17 protein-coding genes are annotated in these 17,496 nt (G+C 52.2%); 9 read left to right on the top strand and 8 right to left on the bottom strand.

Annotated features, from left to right (window positions below; translation table 11 throughout):
- Window positions 1-338: 338 nt before the first annotated feature.
- Window positions 339-683: a hypothetical protein gene (locus RUM8411_RS15980; protein ID WP_085823724.1), complete on the bottom strand. Its 345-nt coding sequence runs from the start codon at window positions 681-683 to the stop codon at window positions 339-341.
- A 1,605-nt stretch (window positions 684-2,288) separates the two neighbouring features.
- The gene (locus RUM8411_RS15970) at window positions 2,289-2,759 is read right to left on the bottom strand and encodes a DUF6714 family protein (protein ID WP_085823722.1); all 471 of its coding nucleotides are present in this window, start codon (window positions 2,757-2,759) and stop codon (window positions 2,289-2,291) included.
- Window positions 2,760-2,768: 9 nt separating this feature from the next.
- Between RUM8411_RS15970 and RUM8411_RS15965 the strand changes: the two genes are divergently transcribed.
- Window positions 2,769-3,020: an SOS response-associated peptidase family protein gene (locus RUM8411_RS15965; RefSeq protein ID WP_085823721.1), complete on the top strand. Its 252-nt coding sequence runs from the start codon at window positions 2,769-2,771 to the stop codon at window positions 3,018-3,020.
- Window positions 3,021-3,028: 8 nt separating this feature from the next.
- Here RUM8411_RS15965 and RUM8411_RS15960 read toward each other — a convergent pair whose 3' ends face one another.
- The gene (locus RUM8411_RS15960; RefSeq protein WP_085823720.1) at window positions 3,029-4,105 is read right to left on the bottom strand and encodes a PLP-dependent cysteine synthase family protein; all 1,077 of its coding nucleotides are present in this window, start codon (window positions 4,103-4,105) and stop codon (window positions 3,029-3,031) included.
- Window positions 4,106-4,362: 257 nt separating this feature from the next.
- On the opposite strand from RUM8411_RS15960, the gene RUM8411_RS15955 reads away from it, so the two are divergent.
- On the top strand, window positions 4,363-5,154 hold the full coding sequence (locus RUM8411_RS15955) for a heparin lyase I family protein (protein WP_085823719.1): 792 nt from the start codon (window positions 4,363-4,365) through the stop codon (window positions 5,152-5,154).
- A gap of 97 nt (window positions 5,155-5,251) precedes the next feature.
- On the opposite strand, the gene RUM8411_RS15950 is transcribed toward RUM8411_RS15955, so the two are convergent.
- Window positions 5,252-6,283, bottom strand: coding sequence for an adenylate/guanylate cyclase domain-containing protein (locus RUM8411_RS15950; protein ID WP_085823718.1), 1,032 nt, complete (start codon window positions 6,281-6,283; stop codon window positions 5,252-5,254).
- A gap of 302 nt (window positions 6,284-6,585) precedes the next feature.
- Here RUM8411_RS15950 and RUM8411_RS15940 point away from each other — a divergent pair, with 302 nt between their 5' ends.
- From RUM8411_RS15940 to RUM8411_RS15920, 5 genes are read left to right on the top strand one after another with little or no spacing between them, the layout of a single operon-like run.
- The gene (locus RUM8411_RS15940; RefSeq protein ID WP_085823716.1) at window positions 6,586-7,011 is read left to right on the top strand and encodes a hypothetical protein; all 426 of its coding nucleotides are present in this window, start codon (window positions 6,586-6,588) and stop codon (window positions 7,009-7,011) included.
- 53 nt (window positions 7,012-7,064) lie between these two features.
- Entirely contained in the window at window positions 7,065-7,877 is an 813-nt protein-coding gene (locus RUM8411_RS15935; RefSeq protein WP_085823715.1) for a hypothetical protein, read from the top strand.
- Window positions 7,865-8,098, top strand: a complete 234-nt coding sequence (locus RUM8411_RS15930; RefSeq protein WP_085823714.1) for an HGGxSTG domain-containing protein — start codon at window positions 7,865-7,867, stop codon at window positions 8,096-8,098. The genes RUM8411_RS15935 and RUM8411_RS15930 overlap by 13 nt, the downstream gene beginning before the upstream one ends.
- Window positions 8,095-9,921 (top strand): D-alanyl-D-alanine carboxypeptidase family protein, encoded by a 1,827-nt coding sequence (locus tag RUM8411_RS15925; protein WP_085823713.1) that lies wholly within the window; start codon window positions 8,095-8,097, stop codon window positions 9,919-9,921. Before RUM8411_RS15930 ends, RUM8411_RS15925 begins: the two co-directional genes overlap by 4 nt.
- A complete protein-coding gene (locus tag RUM8411_RS15920; protein ID WP_085823712.1) occupies window positions 9,918-11,882 on the top strand; it encodes a hypothetical protein in 1,965 nt (654 codons plus the stop codon). Before RUM8411_RS15925 ends, RUM8411_RS15920 begins: the two co-directional genes overlap by 4 nt.
- Before the next feature lie 280 nt (window positions 11,883-12,162).
- Here RUM8411_RS15920 and RUM8411_RS15915 read toward each other — a convergent pair whose 3' ends face one another.
- From RUM8411_RS15915 to RUM8411_RS15910, 3 genes are all read right to left on the bottom strand, one after another.
- On the bottom strand, window positions 12,163-12,570 hold the full coding sequence (locus tag RUM8411_RS15915; protein WP_085823711.1) for a hypothetical protein: 408 nt from the start codon (window positions 12,568-12,570) through the stop codon (window positions 12,163-12,165).
- Window positions 12,571-12,694: 124 nt separating this feature from the next.
- Window positions 12,695-12,820 carry a hypothetical protein gene (locus RUM8411_RS23165; protein WP_268808361.1) on the bottom strand — a complete coding sequence of 42 codons (126 nt, stop codon included), beginning with the start codon at window positions 12,818-12,820 and terminating at the stop codon, window positions 12,695-12,697.
- Window positions 12,821-13,299: 479 nt separating this feature from the next.
- Window positions 13,300-14,364 carry a hypothetical protein gene (locus RUM8411_RS15910; RefSeq protein WP_085823710.1) on the bottom strand — a complete coding sequence of 355 codons (1,065 nt, stop codon included), beginning with the start codon at window positions 14,362-14,364 and terminating at the stop codon, window positions 13,300-13,302.
- A 142-nt stretch (window positions 14,365-14,506) separates the two neighbouring features.
- On the opposite strand from RUM8411_RS15910, the gene RUM8411_RS15905 reads away from it, so the two are divergent.
- On the top strand, window positions 14,507-14,821 hold the full coding sequence (locus tag RUM8411_RS15905; protein ID WP_234995267.1) for a hypothetical protein: 315 nt from the start codon (window positions 14,507-14,509) through the stop codon (window positions 14,819-14,821).
- 266 nt (window positions 14,822-15,087) lie between these two features.
- Here the strand turns inward: RUM8411_RS15905 and RUM8411_RS15900 are convergent, their stop codons facing one another.
- Entirely contained in the window at window positions 15,088-15,564 is a 477-nt protein-coding gene (locus tag RUM8411_RS15900; RefSeq protein WP_159453911.1) for a hypothetical protein, read from the bottom strand.
- Between the two features lie 465 nt (window positions 15,565-16,029).
- Between RUM8411_RS15900 and RUM8411_RS15895 the strand changes: the two genes are divergently transcribed.
- The gene (locus RUM8411_RS15895; protein WP_085823708.1) at window positions 16,030-16,776 is read left to right on the top strand and encodes a dienelactone hydrolase family protein; all 747 of its coding nucleotides are present in this window, start codon (window positions 16,030-16,032) and stop codon (window positions 16,774-16,776) included.
- Window positions 16,777-17,496 lie beyond the last annotated feature (720 nt).

The following is a 17,496-nucleotide window of genomic DNA, read 5'->3' as shown; positions in this document are numbered from 1 at the left end:
GGGCACTTGGTCGCCCTCATTCGAGACTGACGCCTCAGGGGATCCCATTTCGGCAGAGTTCCCTGAGATTGGGTTGGCTAAAACAGCTAGATTGAGCACGGAAACGGCGGAAGAGTTCCGAACGCGCGTTCACCTTGAGACAATTCAGTACGTCAAAGGAGACTCCGAGCAAGTCTATCGAATGTTGACGGCGGAAACGCTTGAGCAATGTTTGGCAGCTTTGAAACTCATGATTTCAGAAGCTGATCCCCACCTGTTGGAGGAGTTCGATTCTTAGGAAGGGGTTCTTCTCACGGATGCGCGGGGCGTTCAAAACGGCACCCCGCGCGGTGTCCCAATTATGTTTGTGACGCAGCCTTTGCTGCGTGAGACACCAACGACTTGCATGCGTCATTCGATCCGGCCAAAAATTCTGCACTAGTTACCGCATTGAGAACGATTTTCTTTTGTTCTGCTATCTGCTGCTCTGTTGCGCCCAGTTTCCTAGCAGTCGCATATCTTGATTGAGCTTCTTTTTGCATCGCAATGGCATCGCCGTAGCCACCCGCGTGTTGCGCGCACCTCGTCGCGGTGACTTCGAACGCTGCCGCGCTTCTTGCAGCTCTCTCTGCCGGAGACGATGCAGGTGGAGGGGCGCAAGCAATCAGTGTAAATGCTGCAACGGACATCAGAAACCACTTCATTTTGAATCCTTCGATTTCGAAATTCAGGCAAAAACTTCAATCAAATAGAACTTGGTCAAGATTAAGGCTGTAGAGGGAAGAACTTGAACCACACTAAAGGGGATCCCCACGGTGCGTTTCTCCTCATTTATTAAGCAAATGTCCTGCCAGAATGGCGCACCCTGCCCGAAAGGTAACAAGACCCCACTTTTCAAGGGCCACCTACCTGTCACCAATTCGTGTTTTTGGGGTTTTCGTGCTACAGTTTCCCATTATTTCGATTCTGATATTTTTTGAGGAACTTTAAGATGAAACTCATCGGCGCAAGTATTTTCTTGCTGTCCGCTTCCTTGGTCTTTGCGGACGGAAATCCAAAAACCAACACACCAAATGATAACCAATCGGCTCAGTGTGGTTTCTTGACGAGGTGCCTAGCGGTAGTCAGTGGCCGGTACTTCGTGGCTACACACGCACAAAACGCACAACAGTGCTTCGCCATCACATCGTCCTGCGCGAACGACAAAACAATCACGGCAACTTTTTCGAACGACGCCACCCTGCAGCCTTGTGAAGCTACCATCATTAAGTGCTAGCCTGTTAGACGGTATGCATGGTGCACGTGGCTGCCACGGCCCAGGCACAGCCAATCCTTCTTGGAAGCTAGGAATGCGAAGTCGTGAGGCACAACTGACGAGAAAAGCCATCAATGACCATGTACGCGCGGCTTGTCAGCTTGAGCGCTTGATTGACGAATTGAAGGAGCGGCTTTCAGTGCAATTTCATCGATTTTGACAAAGCAGACATTGATTTACAAAATAACAAAATATTTGGCCAAAATTCACAATTCGCAGCCACACTGCCCCATTACGTGTCGTGCAGGAGGATTGCCTATGCCCAGACAAAAAAGGCCCAAAGGATACTGGAACAAAGAGCGCTGCCATTCAGTTGCTCTCGGTTATAATACGAGGTCCGATTTCGCACGAGGCGACAAAACAGCGTACAATGTTGCAGCAGATGCCGGTTGGCTGGACGAGCTTTGCTCTCACATGCCCAGAAATGCCAAAGGCGGCAGTCAGTCCTGTCCGAGGAAAGAAAAAGCTTAAGGCAGAAAAAAGCGGGCTACGGGGTTTCCCCAATATCGGTCAGATGAGTCTACAGGTACGTATTGGTTAACGGATAAAGACTACCACTCCGTATACCCCCTTGAGTGAGGGGCTGGCGCTTACCCCCTCGTCCAGCCCCTCAACCACCCTTCCTTCAACCAATATACTCCTGATGGTGCACGTATTGGTATTTGGGTCGGGCAGGATCTTCAGTTCGACGCATCCTTTCTCTTTAGGCTACTCGCTATTTCTGGGGATGTTGGCGAGGTGATTGTTAACGAGACATTAACAATGCGTTTCTGACGGGTTCATTGGCCTTCTTGCATATTGGCCATCAGTCGTTATTAGCGATGAAAAGTCGACAACCTCCCAAGTAGTGAGATTGGAAGTTCAGATGTCAAACTACGTGCTGTCTCTTTCCGCAGTTTCAACGTGGGTCGTCATTGGATTGTTGGTTGGCACAATCTTGGCCTAGACGACAAGGTCGGTGCACTAGCTAGGTGAACTCCAGAAATCCTAACCTTCAGTCTTGAGGAAAATCCATCCAGTAAGTCAACAGTGCTGCTTCCGCCAGCTCACTGTGATTTGGATTGTCGGCAAGATGGTACAAGAACTTCTGAACGGTTTCCTGTTGTCCAAACGTTAGTAGGCTGAACTTGGACTTCCTGAAGTGGCGGAGCATTTCCTTTGATGTTCCGGGGTTGAGCGCTAGAAGAACGCTCTCACCAACATACAAAGGGCTGTCCGGATTGCGCAGAGTCCATATCAAATAAGCGGGCAAATAGTATTGGAATGCCTTCGCGCTAAAAGCGTTGGGGGCAGCATATCCACTTTCAATAATCTGGTCGGTTAAGTCTTGCCATCTGACGCCTCCGTAGAACTCAAGAATATCCACATCATCCATGCAATCGGGATGTAGAAGTTCATCATCCGCAGGCGGATCGAGGCCTTGAAATGCAGACTTGATCTGCGTGATTAGGGTTTTTGTTCCCATCGTTAGTCTGTGCCCGCACCAAACAACTCGCACAAAGGGCCGGAAGAGACTGAGACCTATACTGTCATCACCACCTCAGCCAATGAAATCGTGAAACCGATACATCCGCAGAGAATGCCCGTGATCCTGGAGCCGGAAGACTATGAGCAGTGGATGAACGGCAGCGCTGAGGAAGCGTTTGAACTACTGCAGCCTTTCGACGCCGACAAAATGCAAATCGTGCTATCCGGTGAGGGCGAGAAGTCCGACGCTGTTGGGTAGCCGGTAGCCTATTCGCTACCCATCTGAGCACTCGGCGTCGACAGCGAAATTGTTGCTTCCTCATCCGTCATATCTTCCGCGATACCTTCAAACAGGGGAGTGGAAAGATACCGTTCTCCGGTATCCGGCAACATAACAAGAATTGCCGATCCCTCTGGCGCGGTTTCAGCAATTTGCATTGCAATCGCAAAAGTTGATCCTCCTGAAATGCCAGTGAAGATACCTTCCTCTGCTGCCAATCGCCTAGACCATGAAATACCATCGGGTCCGGCGACCGGTAAGAGCTCGTCATAGTAGGAGCCGTCCAGAGCCTCTTGAAGCACGTATGGGATAAAATCCGGTGTCCAGCCTTGGATCGGGTGAGGTTCGAACGATGGATGGCTTTCTGTTGGTTGGTTTTCCTCGTTTCTCGTATTGACGTAACCTGACGCTACAATGGCCGAATTGGCGGGTTCCGTGAGGATGATTTTAGTTTCCGGCCTGCTTGTTCTTAAAACGCGACCGATCCCGGAAACGGTGCCGCCAGTACCATAGCCAGTCACCAAGTAATCCAGCCGTTCGCCCTCAAAGTCTGCAAGTATCTCGTTCGCAGTGGTGTTCTGATGGATGTCCGCGTTGTCTGGCGTTTCAAACTGACTTGCAAGGAACCAACCGTTTGTCGCGGCTAGCTCCTTGGCTTTAACATACATTCCAAAGCCTTTTAGGGCACGTGGTGTAAGAACGACCTTTGCACCCAAGAAACGCATCAACCGACGCCGCTCAACGGAAAAACTGTCCGCCATGGTCACAACCAGTGGATATCCCTTGGCCGCACAAACCATTGCGAGACCAATTCCGGTGTTTCCGGATGTTGCCTCTACGACCGTTTGCCCGGGTTTTAGCCTTCCATCGCGTTCAGCAGATTCAATAATGTTGACAGCCAAGCGGTCTTTTACCGACCCACCAGGGTTGAAAGCTTCGAATTTCACATAAACATCGACATGGTCTGGCGCGATGTTGTTAACACGCACAGTTGGCGTATTCCCAATTGTATCAAGGATAGAAGAGTATAATTTCCCTTGACCTTCTGTTGTTCGAATTCCCATTTTTTCGCCCCTTGATGACTTTCCTTTACCGTCACCCATTCCGTGCATTTGCACAACATTGCATTGCGTAAAGCAGCGCTGTCGCACTCAAAAGGCTATGACCGGTTCGAGCCCAAAACGACCCTTGCTGTCAGTAATGCACTCAAGAAACGCCAGTTTGCTCTGGTGCCCAATATTTCTGTGTTTGCATTTCAGAACGACCCAATTCAAAATTGTATTGGCCGTAGGCTAAAGTCAGAGCTATTGAGAGTTGGAAAATGGTTGCGAAAATGTCGGTGTTGCCTAGGTTGATAGCCGCGTCAACCACGATTGCCATTGTGTCCTTGCTTGCACTGCCGGTTGCTTCAGAAACAGTCGTCAAATCCGTCAAAGGAAAACAGTCGCCCAGAGATGTTATTGTCAGCGGTTTTCGAGGACTGGAACGAGAAAAATGGACGAACGAAAAAACCTACGGGATGCAAATTGTTAAAGACCCTCCCGGGGGTGGGTATAACAAGGCAGTTCGTATGGAATTACGGTACGGCGACTGCGGTCAGGTAAAAGACTGGGACGACTGCAAACAAAGAAACCAACGAGTCGAACTAACTAAGGAAAACGCTTTCAAAGCTGGTCAGACAAAGAAGTATGCTTGGTCCATGTACTTCCCAAAGTCGTTTTCGACGGCGGGGTCCGAACAAATTGTTGTGACTCAATTCTCCATGATGGGTGGTAAGTATCACCCCTTTCAGTTCTACGTCAAAAATGGGGGCTTGATGGTTCGCAAAAGGGTTGAGAGCGCAGACTGGAACTATGAAAGCTTGGTTAAAACCATAGTTCCAAACTCACATCTTCGAGGGCGTTGGCACAGAATTGAGGTCGACGCAAAATGGTCATTAAAGCCTGACGGAATTTTCCAAGTTAGGGTTGACGGAAAACTTGTCTACGATTGGAAAGGAGCGACTTTGTCTGAGCCGAAGCCGGGCAAGATAAAGTTGGGCATGTATCGAATAAAACTGAACTCGAAGGCACCGCCAGTCGTGGCTTATTTTGCTGGTTTAGTTGAAAAGTAATTCGCACCGCTCACTAATGTTCTTCAGTCGCATGCAACTTTTTTGCAAGCAACTGATCGAATGCAGTATGAATGTCGGCTTTGTCCACGTTGCTGACTTAGATGCTGTTTGTGGGCGCAGACCACAACACCAAGCTCTCCCGTTTGCCAGAAGCGGAAAAGTCTGGAAGCCGCGACAGTCCCGCTCTAGCGGCGGGACTAAGCAGTGGTGCCACACTGTTTGAAATCACAATTCCCGAGTCGAAAGACTTGGCCGCTCCCTCAATCCGCGCAGCCGTGTTCATCGGGTCACCCAAGAGTGCAATCTCTTTCTTCCAATCACCTATCTCCCCAGCAGCAACTTCTCCGCAATGAATGCCGATCCGGATTCGAGCTTCGGTACCGTAGGTATAATAATAAAACTGGGCGCGTTTGTTCAAAGCACGATGCATTTCTTGCGCGCAGACCAAGCAGGCGTCGTTTGCGATACCTGAGGTAAGCGGCCACGTAACGATGACAGCATCGCCGATATATCTGTGGATACTGCCACGTAACGCTTCGACCGGGCCTGCTAGGTCTAGCGCTACGTCGCGCAAAAAGTCATGAAACCGCAATTGTCCGATTTTTTCTGCCAAAGCCGTGGACCCGATAACATCAGCTATTAGAATGACCCGGTTTTCCAATCGCGCCTGACTGTACCTCCCCGAAACCAGGGCTACGGTTGCCTCGGGACCAAGCAGTCTGGTGATTTCAACGCCTATCGAAAACGAGTAGGCAATAAGTGCGGATATTACGAATACCTCGAAGAATGCAGGGTCCTGCCACAGCGGAGGTGCGTCCGAAAGCCAGCCAGGAAGAGCCAGTCCGAAAACGATAAAGAAACTATAAGCTGCGCCGCGCAAAGCCATCAGGTAATAAGGCTTTAGGCGACGTGCAAAACGGCGTCTCGGATTCGAAAACAACTGAAATTCAGCCACCAAGCAGCAGGTTGAGACAACCAGTCCAATGAGTGCACCGAACACTGAATCCGCAACGAAAGCATCACCAGAAGACCTCGCTGCCCCAACGATTGCCCCAATAAAAGTAGAAAGAAGTGCGATTTTCACGGAGATGAGCGAGGATTGAGCCTTTCCGATTTTCCACCTACTCATAAGTGGTACAACTCCTGACTAAAAAACCGAGTGATAGATTGCTTGGTTCGATTTGTCTTTTGAGTAGTCCGCTGAACTCTGGCGAGCAACCCGATTGCACAGGACTTGCGCATAGTCGCTATTGTGAACCCAGCGTCCAAACTCTGGGTTTTTGCTCAGCTTCTTCTTCTGTCTAACAAGCTCGTCCCAGTACGCCAACAGCATGTCCCCCCAACGCAACACGTGTTCACTTTTGTTCTCACAAATCCTTGCCGCACTTGGGGTATTATGATACCGTCAGTTTGAGCAGGTAAGGGTAAAAAATGCAGGCGACAGAAGACAAAGGGCAAGGCTTAAAGGTAAAGGCGGAACGCATTTTGCCCACCGAAGAAATGGGGCAAGACGAGTTTGAAGGATTGGCCGGAGAAGACGCGCCCCTGATCCACAGCGGGCACGTGCAATTCTGGCGCGTAGGCGACACCGTAGGTCAGTTTACTGCGAGTGCGCCGCAAAACGTCTGGCACCTGGACATGCACATCACCGAGTTGGATTGGGATATCCTTGCGAAAGATATGGGCGCAATCCTGAATGGTTTCTGGGGCGCGCAAAAGCCTGCGTATGTGACAACACACACCATCCCTCAACAGGCCCATGCCGACCTGATGCAATCACTCGGGTTTCACAAAATTGGGTATCTCCCACTCACAGTTGTCCCGGTAATCGTCTGGGGGTGGCGGCAATGTCACTGAACCAAAGCAAGCCCGTACTGGGCGACAATGTACAAAGACGGAGGATTTAAGGCATGGGAAAGCCAGACGCACCAGAGCCACCAGATCCAAAGGAAACATCTGCCGCGCAGACGGGGACCAGTGTTGCGACGGCCATTGCAAACAACGCGATTGGCAACGTCAATCAGGTCACTCCTGACGGCACTCTGACCTATGACCAAACCGGCAGTCACACCTTCCGCGACCCTTTTACGGGCAAGACTTATGATGTCCCGACCTACACGGCTACGCAGACGCTTTCTGAGGGTCAGCAGAAAATCAAGAACCAGGGCGATGCGGCGCAATTTAACCTTGCGAAGCTGGCAAACAATCAATCCGGGTTCCTGAACGACTACATGGCCGAACCATTCCAATACGGAGTTGGCGAGCATGAAGAATGGGCCGGTGGCCTGTATGACACCCTGAACAACGACGGCAATTCCCAAGCCCTTGATGGGCTGACGTCACAACTTGCAAACCGGGGCATTGTCTCAGGTTCGGAAGCCTATGACCGCGAGATTGCCAACCTGCGCGAAAGTCAGATGCATGACCGCAGCCGCTTTATGCTGGATTCCCACAACACCGGCATGAACATGGCAATGGCAGAGCGCAACCAGCCGATTAACGAGATTACGGCGTTGCTGAGCGGGTCTCAGGTATCACACCCGAACTTTGTAAACGCGAACTCGGCGCAGATCCCAACAACTGACGTGGCCGGGAACATTAACTCCAATTACAACCAGCGGCTCGGAATCTGGCAGCAAGAGCAACAGAACGCTGCCTCGACGGTTGGCGGATTGTTCGGACTGGCGGGCGCAGGGATAATGGCAAAGCCATGGAAACCCTGATGTATTGCGGAGCCAAAACGCCAGACGGCACCCCGTGCACGGCAAAGCCCATGGTGGGCAAGTTGCGTTGTTACAAGCACGGCGGAGCCTCCACAGGCGCGAAAACTGCCGAGGGCCGCAAGAGACAATCAGAAGGCGCAAAGGCCCGCTGGGTGGAAATCAAACAGGCACTGGCGATGGCGCGATCCATGGGTCAGGACAATAACGGGGCAAGGATATGAGTTCTTTTTTCTGGGGGCAGACCCCTACACTTACGCCTGACGGCGCACAGCGAAAGCGCGATTTAGCCGCTCAGTTCGCGACACAAATGCGGGCACCCCGCAACTTTGGAGAAGGCCTCACGCATTTAGGGAATGCCTGGGCCGCACGTCGTATGATGGACCGTGCCGACAAGGCAGAAGCAACAGGCCGCGCCAGTGCGCAAGGCAGCAGCGACAAAGCTGTTGAGGCCATTCGAGCGGCCATGGCTGGGGGAAAACCCAAGCCCTACGCGTCATCCGCCGGGCCGATGAGCATCCTTGGCATGAAGCCCACCACACCGGAGCAAGAAATCGGTGATGAGGCTATGATTGCGTTGGATCGGCCCGACATGGTGGTGAAAGGATTTGATTTTACCCCCTACGCCGTTGGCGGGGCGGCGGCTCGTGCCGATAGCTTCACCGGCCTCAAGCCTGAAATGCAAACGGCTATGATCCCCTTCCTGCAAGCCGCAGATAAAGAGCTTGGACCCGGTGCTTTGAAAGTCACCTCTGCGTATCGGTCACCGGAATTACAGGCCCAGCTTTGGGATGCCGCTCTAAAGAAATACGGATCACCAGAGGCAGCGCGCAAATGGGTCGCACCTCCGGGTAAGTCGCAACACAATTCAGGCACGGCAATTGACTTCGCCGGTGCGGACGGTGGGTTGCTTCGTGATGCAAACAGCCGAGAGGCCCAGTGGATCAAGGCGAATGCAGCCAAGTACGGGCTTGCTGTCCCGATGGGTTGGGAGCCGTGGCAGGTGGAATTGGCAGGTGCACGGGGAAACAAAAACTCAGGTCACTCAGCCGCGCCCCAAAGCCCCGACTACAGCGCCGTTTATGAGGCTCTGGCAAATCCTTGGCTGGATCAAGGGCAGCGTTCCATGCTGATGGGAATGCTTCAACAGGCACAGCAGCAAAACGACCCCATGCGTCAACTGGCGTTAGAGAAGGCGCAGCTAGAGGTCGCAAATATGCGCAACCCTCAGCCGGGGTTCTCAGTTCTGACCGATGAGCAGGAAACCCAGATGGGCTTAGATCCGGCAGGCAACTATCAGATTGGACCGAATGGCAAGGTTTCTCAAATTGGCGGCGGCGGGACGAATGTCAGTGTTTCGACCGAAGCCGCAATCCCAAAGGGCTTCCGTGCAATCAGGGACGAACAGGGCAGATTATTGTCATATGAGCCGGTTCCGGGTGGGCCTGAGGACACCAGTGCGGCGGACGCCAAAGCGGCGGAAGCAAAGACCACATCGGCCAACATCGTCATGGATGAAATCGGTATAGCCAAGGAACTGATTGCAGGGCAATCAACCTTTTCCCCAGCAACGGGGCTGACGGGCAGTATTGCATCTACCATCGATAGCACCCGCGCAGGCGCATTAAAAAACAGGCTGACAACCATCAAGGCCAACATCGGCTTTGATAAACTTCAAAGCATGCGTGATGCCTCCCCCACTGGTGGGGCGCTGGGTCAGGTGTCCGAGTTCGAAAATCGTTTGCTACAGTCGGTATTCGGTAGCTTGGAACAGGCCCAGAGTGAAGAGGATATCCTTTATAATCTTGACCGACTGGAACAACTCTACACCCGCATCATTCACGAGGGCATTCCGGAAGAAGAAGCGCGAGAGATGTACCGCCAAATTGAGGTTGGTGGCCTGACGCCCGGTGCATCCGATTCCCAAGGTGGTGCCACTGACTATTCCACGATGGGTCTTAACGACCTCATCAACCTTGACCTAGACACCCTGACGCCTGCCCAGCAAGAGGCCTTGTCGCGTCGCTTTCAGGAGTTGGGATATTGAGTAACGATCCGATTTCAGACCTCAGACTGCGCCAACTGAAAGCGCGACAGGCAGCGGCAAAGGGCGGCCCACAAGGTGACGGCTCAACAGTCGCCCCCTATGACCCGTCTTTCTTCGAACGGGCAATGACTGGCCTGCGTCAGAGCGGGCTTGTGCCCCGCGCCAATATCCGGGATTTCGAGAGCATCGGGGCCGGTGTTCGGAGTGCTGTAGATACAAGCTTGTTCGGGTTCGGGGACGAGGCCCGCGCACTGTCCGAAACCTTGGGTCCGGTGGCCTACGGAATGCCCCCAGGCTTATTCCCGCACGAGACAGACAGTTTCAGCGAAAATCTTGCCGAAGAACAGGCACGTTCCAAATCGGCACGGGTTCAAAACCCAACGGCGTCAACTGTCGGCGACGTGGCAGGTCTTGCGACTGGTGTTGCCGGGATCAGCAAAGCGGGGCTCAGTCTGGCCGCGAAGGCAAAGACACCGGGTAAGGCGGTACGTGGATCGACTATTGATGGAGCTGGCTACGGAGGGCTCGCTGGACTTGGTCATACTGATGGTGGGATTGAAGACCGTGCGATTGGAACCGCGCAAGGTATGGGCACGGGCGCTGCGGTCGGTGGCCTCGCCTCTGGCATCCTGACTGGCGCACCTGCAATCACGAACTACATTAAGCGTCGAGTTGGGCAGCCCGCCTCTCAGGCGCAGGCGCGGATTGTACAGGCCTTGTCACCAGACACAGCGGCTAAGCTGGATGACCTCGGCCCGGACGGCATGTTGATCGACGCCATGGGCGAACGTGGGCGGGCTCTGGGGCGCGCTGCGTCCAATGCCAGCCCAGAGGCCCGCGAAATGCTGGAAAGCGCCTCACAGGCCCGTATGGCGGGTCAGAGCGATAGATTGACCGATAGCTTGCTGAAAGCTTCACGGCAGGACACACCACAATCGGTTGACGATTTGGTGAGCGCCATTCGCAAGCGCACCCGCCCAAGCATCAACGCTGCCTATGATGAGGCGCGCTCTTTGGGCCATGATATCGATATGTCGGCATTCGATGACCTGTTTCAAACAGGAATGGGGCAGAAGGCTTTACAGCAGGGCCAACGTTTGGCCCGTGACCGGATGATTGCAGAGGGTGATTCAGATGAACCATCTGCGTTAGCAATTCTTGATGAAGCCAAGAAGGCCCTAGACGACATGGCGCGGCCTGCTTTGGGCCAGGGTCCGAACAATGAGCAGGCAATCGCGGGTATGTTATCTAAGCAGGTCCGCCAACGTATCGATAACCTGATGCCGGAATATGGCGGGGCAAGAGAGCTGGCCGCAAGCGCTCATAACCGAGTGAATGCCGTAAACCTTGGCGCAGAGGGCGCGAGGCCTCGTGTCTCAGCAGACTACGCCCGCCGCGCAGAGAAAGCTGCGGTGGCGCACCCCGACGAAGTTGCACAAGGTTATGCCAGCGGCAAGATAGACGCGCTACAGAACCGCAGGGATACACCCGGCGCTGTGGACGGCCTATTCGGTCCACGCCGTCAGCAGGACGCTATGAGCGCCGCTCTGGGTTCAGAGGGTGCAAACACCGTGCGCAGTCAGATTGCGAACGAACGCACCTTTGGCGAAACGCACAGAGCGTTGACCGGCAATTCCTCGACAACCCGACAACTTATAGAACAGGGCTTGATTGGTGGTGTAGGTGGTGGCGCAGGTCTCGCAGCAACCGGAGATATGGCAGGTGCGGGCGGTGGTGTGGCTGCTGCGCTTCTGGCGAGGCGCGGTGGTGCAGCGGCTCTAAGGCATATGACGGCAGGCCGAGAGGCGCGGGTTGCCCCGGAGATTGCCAAGATGCTGACCGATGCTGGGTTGTCTACTTATCTGCAACAGGCCGCGACCAAAGCCCCAAGCAAGGCCAGAGAAATGATTGCACGGGCGTTGATGCTGAACGGCGTAGGGCCTCAGTTAAACGCCGAATAAAGTATCCAGGCCCCGTATCCGGCGGGGCCTACCACGCCTCCAAGGGCAACAAATCCTAGGAACGCGTACCCTAGCCAAGAGAAGTGATGCTCAGGATCAGTTGCCACACTCCAAAGCGAAAATCCTATGAAGGCAAACAGCGACCCAGACGCAGCAATCACGCAATAGAGTTGGAGAATGGAAAGGTCGGCGACGGTCATACAGATAAGATGGACACCGACAGGCCAACTGTAAAGACCGTGAAAGGCAGCACGCACTTGTCATTCGGAGAAATAGGCGCTCAATCCGAGGATACTTTATGATAGACCAATGGTCGTTTGTCATCAGTAGCCCCATATCTAATTATCCCGGTTTCCTTCTCCCGGCTGAGGACCCTGTCCGGCACATCATTTGGTTGCTCGCCTTCACAGAAAACCCGACCGTTTTGGCGAAGCATATTGCCTTCGTCGTTCAAAACTCCATCTGCGACAATCCAGCCGCGCCCGGTTTGGCACAACGAAATTACAGACGGGATTATTCGTAGTTCATAAGTCTCAGCATCAGTGCGAGAAATTGATAAATAGTCGATTGAACCGTCTAATATGTCGAGTCCCTTGTACAACCCCGACCAATCGTCTTCATCCGCCCATGCAGAGCCTGCCAACGTGAAAACACCAAGGCTGATTGCCGCCAATACTCTATGCTTCATTCGAACGGGCCTCTGGTTTTGTATCAGTCTTGATTTTAATAGCTGTCTCTTCTTTAGCAGCAGCCCTGGGGCTACCCTAAGGGTGATTACTTGCCGTACGAAACCATCGGACGTTTCACCACTGCTATTCCGTAGTTGCGGCTGGCGCTTCCTCTTCACTTACGGCGTCCTCTTCAACTGACCTCATCATAGTGAGGCCAAATGCCAGAACAACCAGCACCGCAGCGATAACGATATAGTTTCGGTTCATATCCGTTCTCCTTGAACAGACTGGGTAACTGACTTAGGCGATGGCCTGCTGTCAGGTGCCGCGTTGGAAACTTGCTCGTATTGATCGACCGCTGACAGGTATTCTTCCAGCCGTTTACCCTCATCTGAATCCGGTTCAGATCCCCACAGATATTCAATTTCCCGGAGTGCAGCACGGTATTCGGTCGGGGTGCAAACAGTGGTCATGGCAAAGCCTCAATGCAGAAATCAATGTGAGACTCCATACCTGAGTTTTTGCGATTCTGGTAGGTGATCCTCAACTGGACGGCGACCGGCGCAATTTTACGCCGGTTGGCTGAATGTGGTGATAACCTCTACTTCAAGGCAGGCAATTTCCGGTAAGCGGGACTTTGTTGCCTTTCGCCGTCGTGCGGCGTCCAATCTGGCCAATGACCGCGATGCGCAGAAAGCGGACTTTGCAAAGTCTCGCTGGGCAAACTTTGTACATTTCCTTGTGGCCTAATCCTCTGCTGGGAAGAGCTCCGACAACCGGACTTTCAAATTTTCCGTAGGAACGATTTCAGCTATCTCACTAATGCTCCCCACTTCAACAAGCCCAATCTCGCGATTGTTTAGTGCAAAACGATACTCAAATTCGCTCTCAAATCGCTCGACGCTCTTTAAGAATGGTTGATAGATTGCCGGAAAAAAGGCAGCTAAAGCCGCTTTCGGCAAGTATGTGACTAAACCTGACGAAAGATATGGTTTTTGTTGTTGGATCATTGCCTTTCTGACTTGTTCGATAAATTCATGCGGCCGACGGATCACAACAGCGTACTGACCGAACTTACTCCATTCATATTTTTCAAAAAACGAGTCTCGGTTCTCTTTGCAAAGCGCAGAAAAGCAGCTGATTGAGTACTGACCTCCTATTTGGAGTGTTGACGAGGCGATTGTTACATCACCATCACCAGAAATGCTGGCTCCATATCCAAGTTTTTTGTGAAATGGTGCGTCATCACTACCGATGTGAAGCGGCCCGTTTGGCAACAAGTCAACCGTTTTGGGCTTATTCTCGTTTGGATCATGACCATCTTTGCCTTCACTTTGCCGATGGAATTCAGTTTGTGCAAACATGAGCTGACCCCGTTCAATCATGTTTTTCGCATAGCATTCTTTATTTACTTTCCTTATCAGAACCGCATCACCAGAGAGCGGGTAGTGTTTTAAGCGTTCACCAACATAGTCTTGCTCCAAGAACTCTCTCATTCGCAGGACTAAGTTGTTTTTTGCTTGTGGGGTAGGAAGACGTTCATGAATTTGACGAACAATAGTTTCAGCGAGCGTCCAAGCCATGTTGCTGTGAGGGCCATGAACCAAAGCAAGGTTTAAGTAACCTAGCGAGGCCTCTGGAAGACCAACCTCATGAAACCCCCATGCAGTAGCCTCCAAGGCTGCGCTATGGTTTGGATCATATAACAAAGCCGCAGAAAGAATATTTAGCTTTTTCTTTGCATGTTCAGGTCCGACAATACTATCTGCTTTTCGGAAGAGTTTTTCAGCAGTTTCTTTGGGATTTTCCATTGTAGAACCGTCACAGACCCCCACCTCAAAATCAATGACGCCAAGACAACATTTTTTCTTCGAGGCTGTCGCCCCTGCTTAAAACGAAGGTCGGCTTTGGGCTGCTCGCATCGGCCTTGTAGTAGACCATGCCACTTCCTACATGGCTGTCATGGACCTGAGATATCCAATAAATTTTGTGGGTTACGACGAGTGGGTTGCGAGTGGATACACGCATGAGCTTGCCGGTGGCGACGTCATTTCACGTGACGGAGAATTCCTGGGGAAGTGGCGCGTCGTCGATTATGACCTTGAGGAAGACAACCCTGGTGGAAGGTACGAATTTATCTTGGACGGACAATCAGACGTCAAGTTCGCGGAAGAGATTGGGGTTCTTGATTCAGGGCTGCGACGTGGGCTTGCATTGTCCGAAATCACCCGAAAGGTCAGAGAATGGCATGAAGCACCGCAGACCTGAACTGAATTAGTCGTATACGCACTTCTAGACCCCTAGGCGAATGAAGACCCGCTTTGTCTGGACCGCCGCTAGTTGTTTACCGGCGCTGAATGTCCGGTTCTCACGGTTCGCGGCTTGCCGCACGTGCAAAATCCCGATGCACGACTAAAGGCCGGTGAGGGCTCAAAGCGGTCATCTGACAACTTCTGTCAGCCATCAAAGACCTCCCGGCGAACCAGAGGTTGGCAGTGCGGACTTTGTTACCAAAGGTATATGCAACAATAGGTTCAGCCAGTTCCGTGTTCTTGCCGGTCAATCGCTCTTGTAAACGAGTCTGCTCCATTGCCATCGACAACTTTGACGACACGGATCTCTGTGCCTTTGTAGGTCTTTCTTGGTGAACGTGTTTCCACGCTGAACACTAGCCCGCGATAGACGTTGACGTTGCAAATCTGTTTCTTACCGTTGACCAGCATATGAACCCGAATCCATCTGTCTTCGAAATCGATTCCTTGAACCCGCAGGTCTTCATGTGCTTCGTAGAACCGCAAAACGCTGATCCTATTGTTAGTTCTCTCGACAAAAAAGTCCTGGTGAAGCTGCTGACGCAACAATTCTCGTTCATCCGGAACAAGGTTCTCAATTGCCGCCATCAATATTAGCTTTTCATGAGCAAGGAGTTTCCAGCTGCCTTCACCGGATAAATAATAGATAACCTCGAATGCTTGCGTGAGCCATTTCTTGATAGAGTTTGAATTCAACAAATTCCGGCGACTCCTTATTTCTGCAGCTATGAGCGGCATGATGGTGCAGTCACACGATTTGGTCAATTTGGGCTCACAGCAGACATCCGAAGGTCAACAATAGATAGCGCTCAATCTGTGCTGATATGCATGGTTTGCACCACCACAGCGCATAACCCATGTAGCAAAAGTAGCTGATGTAGCAGGGGGTCGGGGCCGATATGCAATTCTGCACAACGGACTCCGGACCTGATGACTCAGATGGGAAGGGAAATCTGGGAGCATTGCCCCTGACCTGATATAATCGCCTGCAAGTCTCCAAAGGAGGATGCGCAATTGCCGTCAGTTCACTGCAACAGGATCAAAATCATTGGAAGTCTGGTTGCGTTTCTTGTGGCATTGCTGCCGTCATCACCTGTCTTTTCGCAGGATCAAGGCCTACACAACAGTACGAAAGTATTCTCAGCCCCTGCGGATCTCTCTTGGATGGATTGGGATGATCCGGACGAATTGGAACGAACATGGCGAGCCGCCATCGTTCGAGTTCCTGTCGAAAACGGCCAATCCAAACAGGTGACAACCGATGACCTGCGGGAGCAGAAATCCGGCGTCGAACGAAAGCTACCAACAATTGTCTACTTGCACGGTTGTAGCGGCATTTGGCCGGGTACTCATAGACGAATTAAGTTTCTCTCCGAAAACGGTTACCTTGTAATTGCACCAGCCAGTCTAGCGCGAGAAACGTACCCCCGGTCCTGCAATGTGGAAACACGCGAGGGCGACCTGTTCCGTGGCACTTTGGTGCTACGTCGAAATGATGCAGGATACGCAATTGAAATGGCACGTAAGCTCCCCATTGTCGATGGAAACAACATTGTCCTGATGGGATTTAGCGAAGGTGCCGTGGCAACCGTTAGCTTTGAGGCCCAAAACGAACAGCAGCGAGTGAAGGCCAGGGTCGCGGAAGGCTGGACGTGTCATACACCATTTTCGGAAGCCCGAGGGGTTAATGCACCACAAAGTGAACCTGTTCTAACCCTCGTCGGCGCGCAAGACCCTTGGTATCAAAACAAGTGGACTGAAGGGGACTGCTCAAAGTTTTTGAATTCCCAAAATGGCAGTAGATCCATTGTGTACAGCGATGGTGATTTAGCTGGCAAACACGGACTGCTGGAATTCGAACGGGCTCAGCGGGACGTGCTTAATTTCTTAGATGAGAATTTGGATTTCTGAAAACTATTAGGGTTCAAAGGGTTACTGGTGGGTCAACTTGGCCCACCTGAAAATGGCCCTTGGATCAAACCCGCGTAGGCGACTGCGTGGCGCACAACAAGGTAACAACAAGCCCAACGGGACCAAACACAACTCCTAAAACCGTATGGAGTCCGACACGCATGGATCGGCGCTGAGCGACGTACCTACAGATGAGCCCGCAGATGATGGAAATAGCAACAAGATATACCATGCTTTTAAATTGGTAGGCTCTAACAGTTAATTCAAGTGCGCTGATGCGGTCGGAGTTAACCCCGACACAGATGGCCGAGCACCTCGCCATGCGTAAAGAATTGTGGAAGGCGCGAGAAACTGCGCAAAGTTCGCGTAGTTTAGAGGGCCGGGGCAATAAGGGGTTTGTCGGGGCAACTAGCGACGCAATTGCTATCCCTAAACGTAGGGTACAGCAGGCCATTTCCCGCGCCAAGGGTGTCACACAGGAAGCCAGAAACGCCATCAGGAGGCAACTAAAAGGGCGCGCCTATTTCTGACGCGCCCTAGTGAACAGGGAGGACTATGAAAACCAGACGCTCGAAAAAAAAGAAGCGCCAACTGGATGTGTCGCAAACTCTGGGGTCTAGTTGACGAGCCTGCGTGATCTGAGGTTTGTACAGGTCGAAAAATTCCGAACAGGTTATTTGAGCATGATCTCGTTAAAGGGCTGTCATTTCCCCAAGGATG

It is taken from the genome of Ruegeria meonggei, assembly GCF_900172215.1.
In the GTDB taxonomy this organism is placed as follows: Bacteria; Pseudomonadota; Alphaproteobacteria; order Rhodobacterales; family Rhodobacteraceae; genus Ruegeria; species Ruegeria meonggei.
The sequence above is the reverse complement of the archived record's forward strand: the minus strand, read 5'-3'. Positions and strand labels throughout refer to the sequence as shown.

Coding starts and splice junctions, on each gene's coding strand:
- RUM8411_RS15940 (WP_085823716.1), top strand. CDS start 6,586: ATGCAGGCGACAGAAGACAAAGGGCAAGGCTTAAAGGTAAAGGCGGAA.
- RUM8411_RS15910 (WP_085823710.1), bottom strand. CDS start 14,364: ATGGAAAATCCCAAAGAAACTGCTGAAAAACTCTTCCGAAAAGCAGAT.
- RUM8411_RS15905 (WP_234995267.1), top strand. CDS start 14,507: ATGGCTGTCATGGACCTGAGATATCCAATAAATTTTGTGGGTTACGAC.
- RUM8411_RS15955 (WP_085823719.1), top strand. CDS start 4,363: ATGGTTGCGAAAATGTCGGTGTTGCCTAGGTTGATAGCCGCGTCAACC.
- RUM8411_RS23165 (WP_268808361.1), bottom strand. CDS start 12,820: ATGAACCGAAACTATATCGTTATCGCTGCGGTGCTGGTTGTTCTGGCA.
- RUM8411_RS15980 (WP_085823724.1), bottom strand. CDS start 683: ATGAAGTGGTTTCTGATGTCCGTTGCAGCATTTACACTGATTGCTTGC.
- RUM8411_RS15935 (WP_085823715.1), top strand. CDS start 7,065: ATGGGAAAGCCAGACGCACCAGAGCCACCAGATCCAAAGGAAACATCT.
- RUM8411_RS15970 (WP_085823722.1), bottom strand. CDS start 2,759: ATGGGAACAAAAACCCTAATCACGCAGATCAAGTCTGCATTTCAAGGC.
- RUM8411_RS15915 (WP_085823711.1), bottom strand. CDS start 12,570: ATGAAGCATAGAGTATTGGCGGCAATCAGCCTTGGTGTTTTCACGTTG.
- RUM8411_RS15925 (WP_085823713.1), top strand. CDS start 8,095: ATGAGTTCTTTTTTCTGGGGGCAGACCCCTACACTTACGCCTGACGGC.
- RUM8411_RS15930 (WP_085823714.1), top strand. CDS start 7,865: ATGGAAACCCTGATGTATTGCGGAGCCAAAACGCCAGACGGCACCCCG.
- RUM8411_RS15950 (WP_085823718.1), bottom strand. CDS start 6,283: ATGAGTAGGTGGAAAATCGGAAAGGCTCAATCCTCGCTCATCTCCGTG.
- RUM8411_RS15960 (WP_085823720.1), bottom strand. CDS start 4,105: ATGGGAATTCGAACAACAGAAGGTCAAGGGAAATTATACTCTTCTATC.
- RUM8411_RS15895 (WP_085823708.1), top strand. CDS start 16,030: ATGGATTGGGATGATCCGGACGAATTGGAACGAACATGGCGAGCCGCC.